General features: G+C 46.7%; 11 protein-coding genes. 6 read left to right on the top strand and 5 right to left on the bottom strand.

The window, feature by feature from the left end:
* Positions 1 to 14: 14 nt before the first annotated feature.
* Positions 15 to 845 (bottom strand): archaetidylserine decarboxylase, encoded by an 831-nt coding sequence (gene asd, locus AAAA73_RS05965; protein ID WP_340597276.1) that lies wholly within the window; start codon positions 843 to 845, stop codon positions 15 to 17.
* A gap of 114 nt (positions 846 to 959) precedes the next feature.
* Between asd and AAAA73_RS05960 the strand changes: the two genes are divergently transcribed.
* The 3 genes from AAAA73_RS05960 (at position 960) to AAAA73_RS05950 (ending at position 3,494) form a co-directional block, all read left to right on the top strand.
* Positions 960 to 2,504, top strand: a complete 1,545-nt coding sequence (locus tag AAAA73_RS05960; protein WP_340597275.1) for an NAD(P)/FAD-dependent oxidoreductase — start codon at positions 960 to 962, stop codon at positions 2,502 to 2,504.
* Positions 2,505 to 2,653: 149 nt separating this feature from the next.
* The gene (locus tag AAAA73_RS05955; RefSeq protein WP_340597274.1) at positions 2,654 to 3,169 is read left to right on the top strand and encodes a hypothetical protein; all 516 of its coding nucleotides are present in this window, start codon (positions 2,654 to 2,656) and stop codon (positions 3,167 to 3,169) included.
* A gap of 82 nt (positions 3,170 to 3,251) precedes the next feature.
* On the top strand, positions 3,252 to 3,494 hold the full coding sequence (locus AAAA73_RS05950; RefSeq protein ID WP_340597273.1) for a GlsB/YeaQ/YmgE family stress response membrane protein: 243 nt from the start codon (positions 3,252 to 3,254) through the stop codon (positions 3,492 to 3,494).
* Position 3,495: 1 nt separating this feature from the next.
* Here the strand turns inward: AAAA73_RS05950 and AAAA73_RS05945 are convergent, their stop codons facing one another.
* Genes AAAA73_RS05945 through AAAA73_RS05930 form a run of 4 tightly spaced genes read right to left on the bottom strand, consistent with a single transcriptional unit; the run spans position 3,496 to position 8,691 of the window.
* The gene (locus tag AAAA73_RS05945; RefSeq protein ID WP_340597272.1) at positions 3,496 to 3,711 is read right to left on the bottom strand and encodes a hypothetical protein; all 216 of its coding nucleotides are present in this window, start codon (positions 3,709 to 3,711) and stop codon (positions 3,496 to 3,498) included.
* 37 nt (positions 3,712 to 3,748) lie between these two features.
* A complete protein-coding gene (gene icmF, locus AAAA73_RS05940) occupies positions 3,749 to 7,018 on the bottom strand; it encodes a fused isobutyryl-CoA mutase/GTPase IcmF (RefSeq protein ID WP_340597271.1) in 3,270 nt (1,089 codons plus the stop codon).
* Positions 7,018 to 7,818 carry an enoyl-CoA hydratase/isomerase family protein gene (locus AAAA73_RS05935; RefSeq protein WP_340597270.1) on the bottom strand — a complete coding sequence of 267 codons (801 nt, stop codon included), beginning with the start codon at positions 7,816 to 7,818 and terminating at the stop codon, positions 7,018 to 7,020. Before AAAA73_RS05935 ends, icmF begins: the two co-directional genes overlap by 1 nt.
* 12 nt (positions 7,819 to 7,830) lie before the next feature.
* Positions 7,831 to 8,691 carry a 3-hydroxybutyryl-CoA dehydrogenase gene (locus AAAA73_RS05930; RefSeq protein ID WP_340597269.1) on the bottom strand — a complete coding sequence of 287 codons (861 nt, stop codon included), beginning with the start codon at positions 8,689 to 8,691 and terminating at the stop codon, positions 7,831 to 7,833.
* A gap of 118 nt (positions 8,692 to 8,809) precedes the next feature.
* On the opposite strand from AAAA73_RS05930, the gene AAAA73_RS05925 reads away from it, so the two are divergent.
* From AAAA73_RS05925 to AAAA73_RS05915, 3 genes are all read left to right on the top strand, one after another.
* Complete coding sequence (locus tag AAAA73_RS05925; protein WP_340597268.1) at positions 8,810 to 10,177, top strand: hypothetical protein; 1,368 nt, start codon at positions 8,810 to 8,812, stop codon at positions 10,175 to 10,177.
* Positions 10,178 to 10,243: 66 nt separating this feature from the next.
* Positions 10,244 to 10,999 carry a substrate-binding periplasmic protein gene (locus tag AAAA73_RS05920; protein WP_340597267.1) on the top strand — a complete coding sequence of 252 codons (756 nt, stop codon included), beginning with the start codon at positions 10,244 to 10,246 and terminating at the stop codon, positions 10,997 to 10,999.
* 98 nt (positions 11,000 to 11,097) lie between these two features.
* The gene (locus tag AAAA73_RS05915) at positions 11,098 to 11,574 is read left to right on the top strand and encodes a hypothetical protein (protein WP_340597266.1); all 477 of its coding nucleotides are present in this window, start codon (positions 11,098 to 11,100) and stop codon (positions 11,572 to 11,574) included.
* The last annotated feature ends 126 nt before the right edge of the window (positions 11,575 to 11,700 follow it).

Raw genomic sequence — 11,700 nt, 5'->3', positions numbered from 1 at the left:
CGCTTTTAATACTACTAATTTTGTGTCAGTGCAGCGTTCACTCGCACAGTTGGGCCGAGATTCATCTGGCCTTTGAATTTTTGATTGAATGATGGCGGATACAACATCACAACTGTGGAACCCATGCGGAACATTCCCAGTTCATCACCGCGCTTGACCGTCAATGCTGGCGAGTATTTTTTGTGTTGATATTCAGGAACTCCGGCTTGGTTTCCGCGGATCGTTTCATCGAAACTAAGAACAATGTGACCGACGTTGGTGGCTCCAACAAAAACCACTCCCACAGGTCCCATGTCCGTTTGGATTTCCACCAAAACACGCTCATTGATCGAAAACAAATCTTTTACATTTGTCGTGGACCATTCGTTCACCGGCCACAACTCACCCGGCATATAACGAACGTCGCTGATGCCACCATCCACTGGCGAGTGCATGCGGTGATAGTCCGTCGGGCAAAGGTAATAGGTCATAAAGAACCCGCCATCCCATTTTTTATAGGCGTCTGGATCCATGGTGAACTCTTTAAGCTCATAGGTATGGCCCTTTGCCTGAATCAGAGTTCCCTTCTCAATTGTCTGAGCCTGGGTGATCACACTGTCGGCCGGATGTACGGCCCAGGTGTTAGCGATCGGGCGAATCCCGGGTTTTAATTTACGGATGAAGAACTCCCCAATGCTTGGGTATTCGGTATAAGCCTTTTCAGCCTCATCCAGAGCGATATTATACCACCCGGCGAAGGCTTTAACTGAGAGGTGTGCCCACCATTTAGGCCCTTGAAAGTGCATGATTTTTCCGACAAGTCGGCTGAGGCTTCTTTTAGGTAAAATACGAGTGATTGCTGACATATATAAATTATCTATCTGACCCTGCCCCCTTTGTCACGGGCGGAACAATCTGTTATACGTTGGTCCTCAAATAATTCATCGGCTTGGCGCTTAACAGGTGCCCGCGAGGTAAAAATGGCGAAGATATTCAACAATATCGAAATTCCTATTGATCAGGACCTGGAAGAAAAACTTCAGTGGATGATGCCAGAACATGGCCCCTACCGCATCCTGAGACAAAGCGTCGACGCCCGACGCGCTCACTCCCCGCATTTCGTTTATTCCGTTGAGGTCGCTGAAAAGGGCGAAACCCTTAACATTCCTGAATTCAATTTAGAAAAAATCGCGATCCCGAAAGAAAAGCCCCTGATTGTGGGCACGGGCCCGGCTGGGTTGTTTGCCGCTTTAAGATTTGTTGAGCGCGGAGTTCCCTGCGTTTTATTTGAACGTGGTTCTGATTCCGGCAACCGCATGAAGGGCATTAATCAATACTGGCGTCATGGCAAACTCGACACTCGCAATAACGTTTGTTACGGCGAAGGTGGAGCAGGTTTATATTCCGATGGTAAACTGATCACGCGTATTAAATCTCCGCACATTCCCTATGTGATGAACCGCCTGGTACAATTCGGTGCGCCTGCGGAAATCCAATGGTTGTCGAATCCACACGTGGGTTCTGATCGTATTCGTCGTGTGATCCCGAAACTGCGTGAGTTTTTAAAAGCCAACGGTTGCGAAATCCATTTTGATACTCAAGTGACTGAAATCCTGATGGAAGGAAAACAGACCGTCGGAGTTCGCACTGAACATGGGACTGAGTTTAAATCTCCGCATGTGATCCTGGCGACAGGCCACTCGGCTGAAGACATGATCAATCATCTTCACGATATCGGCGTGCACCTGGATGGAAAATCCTTTGCGATGGGCTTGCGTATTGAGCACTCCCAGGCGGAAATCAACAAAATCCAATACCGTCAGTTTTCAGAGCATCCAAAATTGGGTGCTGCGAACTATAAGCTCGCTGACCATGACGATAAAACCGGTATCGGCGTTTATTCATTCTGTATGTGCCCGGGCGGTTATGTATTGTCAGCGGGTACAGAGGCTGATGGCATTGTTTGTAATGGGATGAGTAACTACAACCGTAACTCCCCGTTTGCGAATGCAGCGATCGTGGTTTCCATCGATCACGGCAAACTTTTTGGCAATGACATCTTCGGCGGCATGAAACTTCGTCGTCAGCTTGAAACTCAGGCTTTAAAAGAGGTTCGCGCGTCTGGCGGAACTAAAGAATTACCAGCGCAAAATCTTTTGGATTTCTTGGGTGGCACTTCAAAAAAAGGACCCCGCAATCTACGTGCAGGTTCTTCGCCGTCAGGTGCGATCAACATTCGCCTGGATGAGATTCTGCCTGCGCACATGACCAAACGTATTCAAGAAGGCTTGAACAAGTTCAATCGCAATATGAAGGGATTTGTGGTCGAAGACGCTCAGCTTTACGGGATCGAGTCCCGCACGAGCTGCCCGGTCCGGGTGACTCGCGATAATGACTCCTTAGAGAGCATCTCCCACGCAGGGCTTTATCCTGCAGGCGAAGGTGCGGGTTACGCTGGCGGGATCACTTCTGCAGCTTGTGACGGCATTAAGATCGCTGAAAAGATCATTGAAAAGCTTCAATAGTAAAATCGCGACCGGGTTGCTTGCTTTGGCCATTCTTTTTGGGGTGTAAAGCAAATTACGTAACTCGGGCTTAGCCATAGCCCCAGCTATGGTTATATTGCTGCTCAAGCCACTTACTTTTGGTATGTGGCTTGCAATTCGCCTTCCTCATGAAAAAACAAATCATAACTTTTGCCGTAATTATCGCAGCCACAATTCCCGCTTTTGCAGAGGAAGTAGATTGGTTCGTCGGGACCGAAAACCGCATCGAATGTAATGAAGAAAACGAAGTGGACCGTGTGGTGTTAAACTTTGTCGCTGAAAGCGGAAAAGAAAATTTCAAAGAAGGCCTCGTTGCTTCAGGAATCGTACTTCGTAAAAACCTACTGGATTTATTAAACGACAAGAAAATCAGCGGTCGTCTTTTTGAAGTCGAGCAACAAGAGTTTATCAAAAAAGCCGTGTGTTTGACTAAGATGATAACCGATACCGGCGTACACCCTGACTACGACGTTGAGTTTAAGAACAACTTAACCATGATCGAAAAACAGTTAGAAAAAAACATGGCCGAAATGCCTTCATTTGAAGATGCCGCATCAGTCGAAGAACAGAACAACGCCTCCGCCAATGAACTTCTGCACGCCAATCGCGGAGCTGTGGCTTTTACTTTGGGCCTTTTCGACTAAACAATTTCAAAATGTTGTTAGACCACAGTGATACTTGATTATATTTGGATGCTCCCCAATACTTCCCTATGGGAGGTATTGGATGCAAATTCTAGGTACAATTCTGATTGGTTTCCTGGTGGGACTTGTGGCGCGCTTCTTCATGCCTGGCAATAACAAGCTTGGTATTATCTTTACAACAATCCTTGGAATCATCGGTGCCGTTGTCGGCACTTATATTGGACAACTGCTGGGATGGTATGCCGCAGGTCAACCTGCGGGATTTATCGCCTCAGTGTTTGGTGCGATGATCGTATTATTTCTAGCGAGGATCTTCGCCAAGTAATTTATCTTTTTTCCCATGCGATATTATGGAAGGAACGGGCTTTCGTCTCCTGTTCCCCAGAGACCGCTTGAGCGGCTGTCAGAAGAACATTGACGCCTGTTAAAATGATAGTCACGTAAACCACTGATTTTTTGAGTTTGGCTGTTTTGTTTTGCATACAGAATAGCAATGCAATCGCCGGGCCTATCTCAAAACCAAAATTCTCACTATGAGACATAAAAAAAGGGAGCTCGAAGAGAGCTCCCTTTTAAATTTTACAGATTGCGACGGTATTGGCCGCCTACTTCATAAAGGGCCGTGGTCATTTGATACAAGCTGCAGAATCTTGCCGCATTCATCAATGCACCGAAGATGTTCCCGCCGTTGAGGACGGTTTCCTTTAGCTTGCTTAAAGCAGCATCGCCCTGAGCTTTGTGATCAGCCTGGTAGGCGTGCACATTGTCGAGCTGTTGGTTTTTCTCTTCGTAGGAAGCACGCGCCAGTTCGATTTTTGGTGGAACGTAGTCCGCCGCCATTGTTTTTGGGTCGATGAACGTATTCACACCGATGATTGGCAATGTTCCATCATGTTTTAGGCGCTCATAGTACAAAGACTCTTCCTGGATTTTAGAGCGTTGGTATTGAGTTTCCATTGCACCCAATACGCCACCACGTTCGCTGATTTTCTTGAATTCAGCCAAAACAGCTTCTTCAACCAAATCCGTCAACTCGTCCATAAAGTAAGAACCCTGCATAGGGTTTTCATTCATGGTCATGCCGAACTCGCGGTTGATGATCATTTGGATGGCCATCGCACGACGTACAGATTCCTCTGTCGGAGTCGTGATCGCTTCATCATAGGCATTCGTGTGCAAGCTGTTGCAGTTATCATAGATCGCTAGCAATGCCTGCAAAGTCGTGCGGATGTCATTGAAGTCAATCTCTTGAGCATGCAATGAACGACCGGAAGTTTGGATGTGGTATTTCAATTTCTGAGAACGATCATTCGCCTTATACAGGTCACGCATCGCCACAGCCCAGATACGACGAGCCACACGGCCTAGCACTGAGTATTCAGGATCAAGACCATTCGAGAAGAAGAACGACAAATTCGGAGCGAAGTCATCGACCTTAAGGCCTCGCGACAGGTAGTACTCTACAAACGTGAAACCATTTGAAAGAGTGAATGCCAATTGAGAGATCGGATTCGCACCCGCTTCTGCAATGTGGTAACCGGAAATAGAAACTGAATAGAAGTTACGGATTTTTTGCTTAACAAAGTATTCCGCAATATCGCCCATCATCTTCAAAGCAAAGTTAATGGAGAAGATGCAAGTGTTTTGCCCTTGGTCTTCCTTTAAAATATCTGCTTGAACCGTTCCACGCACCTGTTGAAGCGTCCAGATAGCAAGATCATTGTACTCTTCAGGAGTGACCTTACGACCTAGCTCTTTTTCTTTCTTTTCAACCTGCTGATCAATCGCCGTGTTGAAATAGAAAGCCAGGATCATCGGCGCTGGACCGTTGATCGTCATGGATACAGACGTATTTGGATTGATAAGATCAAAGCCTGCGAAAAGCTTTTTCATATCATTCAAAGTACAGATGCTTACACCGGACTCCCCGACTTTACCGAAGATATCCGGACGCTGATCAGGATCCTGTCCGTACAATGTCACAGAGTCAAAAGCTGTAGAAAGACGATGAGCCGTTTCACCCTTGGTCAGGTAATGGAAACGACGGTTCGTTCTTTCAGGAGTACCTTCCCCTGCGAACATACGCTTAGGATCTTCATCGGCGCGTTTAAGAGGGAATACGCCGCCAGTGAATGGGAATTCACCAGGAACGTTTTCAAGTTTTAAGTAACGGAATCTATCGCCCCAGTCCTTCATTTTCGGAACCACGACTTTACGGATTTTTGTACCGCTTAATGATTCACGAGTCAGGCGTTGACGGATTTCCTTGTCACGAACCTGGAACACCAATTCGTCACCAGAATAGCGCTCAATCAACTGGTCAAAGTTTTTAAGGGACTCCAACTCTTCAGCTGTGAATTCAGCTTCCAGTTGAGATTGAACTTTAGAAACGGTTTCCGCAGGAGTTCCCAACATCGGAGCAAGCTTTTGCAAGCTGCCAAGTTTGGAGGCCTCTTCAGCAAGGTCTTCCGTGCGTTTTTTATACTTATGAATAGTAGATACGATCTCTGCCAAATAGCTTTGGCGATCTGCCGAGATGATCCCGTGTTCTTCCGCAGACAAAATGTTTGCGCGGAAGGCAGGATCAACTACCCAACGGCCTTTTTGTTTTTCCTCCAGAACGTCGGCAATTCTAAAGAACAATTTATTAACGCCGCCATCATTGAACTGAGAAGCTTGAGTTAAATAAACCGGAACCTCAACTGCATTGTCGAAGATCTTGCGAGAACGTTTGTACTGCTTAGATACGTCACGAAGAGCATCCAAAGCACCACGACGATCGGCTTTATTCACGGCAATCAAATCCGCGAAGTCGATCATGTCGATTTTTTCCAGCTGAGATTGAGCACCGAAATCTGAAGTCATCACGTACATAGACATGTCGGAAACTTCAGTGATCGCCATGTTGCCCTGACCGATACCGGAGGTTTCAGCGATGATGAAATCAAAATCTAGCTGGCGAACGAATTTCAAAATTTCTGGCAAACTGGAAGCGATCTCACGGCCTGAACCACGGGACGCCACAGAACGCATGAACACTTTAGTACGAGACAAAGAATTCATACGGATACGGTCGCCCAGCAATGAACCACCCGTTTTACGTTTTGATGGGTCCACGCAGACAACTGCGATTTTTTTATCCGGGTAAGCGTTCAGGTAACGCTGAACCAATTCGTCAATCAAAGATGACTTACCAGCACCACCAGTACCTGTGATACCCAAAACCAAGGGAGCTTGTTTGGCCTTGAAAGATTCAAGACCGTAAGAAGCCAAGGAAACATCTTTGTTGCCGTTTTCAATCGCGGTCAACGCCACACCCAGCTCTACAGAAGGAACCGGATCACCCGTGAAGGCTGATTTACCCTCCGACTTCGTCGGAGTAGTGACTTTCTTAGTTTTAAATTCTTTTTGTTTTTCCAAAAGATCGAAGTCGCAACCTTTTACGATCATTTCGATCATGCCTTCCAAACCTAAACGACGACCGTCGTCTGGATGAAAGATTTGTGAAATGCCGTAGGCTTCAAGTTCTTTCTTTTCGTCGTAAACGATAACTCCGCCGCCACCGCCGTAGATTTGTACGTAGCCCGCGCCTGCTTCATTCAAAAGATCACGCATGTATTTGAAGTATTCCATGTGACCGCCCTGATAAGAGCTAATGCACACGCCTTGCGCGCCTTCTTGAAGAACGGCTTTAACCACATCGCTGACTGAACGGTTGTGACCCAAATGGATCACTTCCGCGCCCATATCCTGAAGGATACGTCTCATGATGTTGATGCTGGCGTCGTGGCCGTCGAACAATGCCGCGGCCGTGACAATTCTAACTGGATGCTTTGGAGTGTACGCCATTATTGACCTTTAAAAGCTGCTTTGCGTTTTTCGATAAAGGCACCAGTGCCTTCTTTAACGTCTTCTGTGTTGAAAAGTTCAGCGAAGATTCTAGCTTCGTTTTTCTGAGCTTCTTCAACATCCATATCCCATGCCTGATTGATGGAGCGTTTCGCCATACCAACGGCAATAGGAGCTTTGGAAAGAATTGCCTCAACAGTTTTCATCACTGTCGCCATCAATTCAGCCTGTGGAACCACTTTGTTCACAAGACCATACCCAAGAGCTTCTTGAGCCGTGATCATGTTGCCTGTGTAAGTCAGTTCACGCGCTTTACGCTGACCCACGGCGCGAGCCATACGTACTGTACCGCCGAAGCCTGGGATCAATCCAAGGCTTACTTCTGGCAAACCGAATTTTGCATTTTCAGACGCGTAAATGAAATCGCAACCCAGTGCCAATTCACACCCGCCACCCAATGCAAAACCGTTAACTGCTGCGATCACCGGAATCTTCAAAAGAGTCAGTTCATGAAATACAGACTGACCACGTTGCGCGAAGATCATGCCTTTATCTTCGTCCAATGCATTGATCTCTTTGATATCAGCGCCCGCGACAAAAGCTTTTTCACCAGAACCTGTGATGATCAAAGCGCGCGCATCGACATAAGGCATTTCGCCGATTTGACGAAGCGCCTCGCCCATCTCCTCAAGAACTGTGGAGTTCAATGCATTCAAAGCATCCGGACGATTGATGGTAAGCACCCATACGCCGTTTGCTTTTTGCTCTAGTAGAAGTGTTTTATAATTAAAGCCTGCCATTGTTTTTAAATCCTATTTTTGAGAGTAGTCGTAGAAACCACGACCTGATTTACGACCCATCCAACCTGCTTCCACGTATTTAACAAGAAGTGGGCATGGACGGTATTTAGAATCACCCAAACCGTCATGAAGCACGTTCATGATGGCAAGGCATGTGTCCAAACCGATGAAGTCTGCCAAAGTCAAAGGGCCCATTGGCTGATTTGTTCCCAGTTTCATTGCAGAGTCGATGCTCTCTACAGAAGCAATTCCTTCGTGCAAAGTGTAAACAGCTTCGTTGATCATTGGCATCAAGATGCGGTTTACGATGAAGCCGGGCATGTCTTTGACTGATTCAACGAAAACTTTATCCATTTTTTCTGCCAAAGCTTTCACAGCTTTGAAAGTTTCATCAGAAGTTTGAAGACCGCGGATACCTTCAACAAGTTTCATCAAAGGAACTGGATTCATGAAATGCATACCAGCAACTTTTTCCGGACGTTTTGTCACGGCCGCAATTTTAGTGATAGAGATCGAAGATGTGTTAGAAACCAACAAAGCACCTGGTTTAACAGTCGCGTCCAGGTCTTTGAAAATTTTAAGTTTAAGATCAATGTTTTCTGTCGCAGCTTCGATCACGATGTCGCAATCTTTAAGACCTGCAGTTTCTTGAGTTGTTTTGATACGACCAAGCAAAGCAGCTTTGTCTGCTTCAGTCATCGTCGCTTTTTTGATCAAGCGATCGCAGCTGCCAGCTATTGTCGCCATACCTTTTTCAAGTGAAGCGCCAGAAACGTCCATCATAACGACGTTGAAACCGAAGTTTGCTGCCACTTGAGCAATCCCGTTCCCCATTTGTCCTGCGCCTACAATACCGATCAATTTGATATCCATATACCACTCCGTGTTATGTTTCTTTTAACAAAGCAGGTATAGATACCACTCCCCTTTAGGCCAGTTCAACCCTCTTCTGGCCTTGAGGCCCCCTACTAACGGCACGCACAATAGACGAATGTATCCAATTTTTTTGGCCGTTTTTCCTATTCTTTTGGCAGTCCCCTCCGCCCACGCCGCTTTAGCGACCGATGCGAGTGCTGCCATCTCATTTTATCGCACCAAAGAAAGTCCTTTTGCGTCTGGTCAAGCCAACCGCAGCGCCCTGGAAGAACGCCTGATTTCCACGCAGATTGAAAGCACCTACCGCGTTCGCTGGGACCGTAAAGAATTCGAACTTGAAGCAAAACAGATCCTTAAAGACATTCAGGTCGCACGCCTGGTGGATACAAAATCAGCCTGCCAGCTTTTGTCATTGAATCGCAATGACTCCGGCACCATCAAAGTATTAGGCCCCAATGCCACTTTGGAAATTTTGGAAACTGATGACTATTGGGCCAAGGTAAAAACCTACCGCGATCAAGTGATCGGCTGGGTGCCGTTATCCATGCTGAAAAACCGCCATGATGACGCGGGTGTCTTCGTAAACATCCTGGATACATACTTGCGCAAAACCCCCTCCAGCCTTGCAGCCGTCTTAACCACACTTCCCCGCCTGAGTCGCGTGGAACCATTGGGATTTGAAAAAGGCTTTATGAAAATCAATCGCAACGGAATCATAGGCTATGTGGATATCAATCACTTCGCCTCCCGTGCTGACTTTTCAAATTTGGCTTTCATTGATGGCAAATGGATTCCCGTCACTCATCGCAACGGCGAGTTTCTGGTTTCCGCACAACGCGCGCAAATCCCCTTACAAAGAGCCAAAGGTTTCGTGACCAATCAACTCCGCGGCGTGGTGACTCGCGCAGCTCCTGGGGGCCCGCAATTGCTTTCCCGAGTGGAGATCACCAAGCCCGAAGCCAACATCTGGGCATTAAGTAAAATCAATGGACACGGTGAAGTCTGGTGGAAAAGAAATGCGGTATCATTTGAGACCACACCTGCGACCTCCAGCAACACCCTAACGACCGAGCAACTGATGAAGCGCGAAATCTACTCCATCGCTTTTGAAAGCAAATCGTCAGTGCGTGGAATTGTCTCCTCGGAGGGCGTTTACACCACTGAAGATGGATTGAACTGGAAGCAGATCCCCCAATTCGGCAAACAAAACTATCCCGTTTATATTCACCCCAAAGGTCAGTGGTTCGTGGGGGCCTTTAAAAGTGTCAATCAAGGTCAAAGCTTTGAGCCCTTCATTCGCTGGGAACAAGTTGCCGACGCCATTCAGGGCGCACATCTTAAAAATCCAAAGCTGATGCGCCTGACACAGATAGAGGCTGTTTCAAACTCACAAATCATCATTAACGTCGACACTGGATCTTCCAAAATCAAGCTGAGCAGCTCTTTGAGCACTCCATCCAGCTGGTCCGTTGTCAAAAACTAATGCCAAGTCGCAAGAAGTAGCACAAAAATCATATGACATCACGAACCCGTTCGATATGCTGGAGGTGTGAAGAACATCTTTCTGGTCCTGCTAATTTTATTCACCCACACAGAGGTATTTGCTGACGCAAATCCAACCTTCATTTTTGGCGTGAATTCTGACTATGCCATGCCGTTGGTAAAAATAAACCGAATCACCGCGGTTCCGACATTGGAAGATGGAATTTTGAAGCAGCTGGGCGAGGCATTGGCAGAAGAACTAGGTGTGACTGAAAAATGGTTTCTGGTCCCCAAACAAAGGGTCGCCCCGAGCCTGGTACAGGGGAAAATCGATATTCTCTGTCACTTGAACGAAGTCTGGCAGAAAGCCATTGTCAAAGATGTCTGGTGGACGGATGAAATCTATCGCAGCTCCAATGGCATCGTTTACTTCCGCGAAAATCCAGTCACATCCATTGAGGATTTAAAGGGCGAGTCGATTGGCTCGGTATTGAACTTTGTCTATCCGGCACTGGATCCATACTTCACGCAAGGAACACTAAAACGTGAAGACGGCCCCAACAACCAAGCCAATATTCAGAAGCTTTTAAAAAAACGCCTGAAATACGTCGTCATGTCCAATATCGAATTCGCCTACTACAGCAACCCCTATCCTCGACTTCGTTTTTTTGAACTCCAGGGTTCGTCACTCATGACGAAATGTGCGATCTCTAAAAAATCAAAATTAAAGCTAAGCGACGTCAATAAAGCCATCGCCACCATCATTCGTAACGGCAAGCTAAGCGAGATCCTGCGCTCGTTCTACATCAAAGACGCGATGTAGGCAAATATACCCCGGATGCATATTAAGATTTTTAATATTCACTATCCTGAGGGCGGCTCTCAGTATATTTCCTCTGGCATCAACCAAAGGGAATAACCATGAAACAATTTGTTTTTGCTCTGTCATTTATGATCTCCGCGAATGCATTTGCGGGCAGCGATTTTTCTAAAACCATGGAACTTTGCGCTTTGCAAAGCAGTTCAGACGAGGAAGCCTACCACCAGGCTTTTTCTGAAACTTCAATTTATATCAACAAGGCAAAGGCTGTCTCTGCTGTTCAACTTAAATTGATCAATCAGCATCTCTTGGAGCAGGAATATGTAACGGCACCTCTGAAAAATCTTGCAGAAGTTCAAGCACTGTTCACGACGGGTGACCAACAATATAACGACCTATACCTGATCACGATGACTTCGAAAACAAGCGGCGCTGTCTATCATGAAGTGAAATCATATCCTGGCGACAACCCTTACAGCCTGGTGTTTTCTGCAATGGGCCAACTGGTTGCAATGAATCGCGATCAGAACATCACGCTGGTGAACGGCCAGGAGAGCTTTGACTGCCCTTGGGAGTAGCATCTCGGGGGTCCTTAGGCGTTCAAATTAGAGCCAAAAAGGCGCCGCTTCTTAGGCACGGATTTTGGATTACTCCAGAACGGTAATTTGATTTCCAGGTCAACGGTGTCTATATGGCACCTGGAA

This window comes from Bdellovibrio sp. GT3 (assembly GCF_037996765.1).
In the GTDB taxonomy this organism is placed as follows: Bacteria; Bdellovibrionota; Bdellovibrionia; order Bdellovibrionales; family Bdellovibrionaceae; genus Bdellovibrio.
This window is presented reverse-complemented; position numbering and strand designations above follow the sequence as displayed.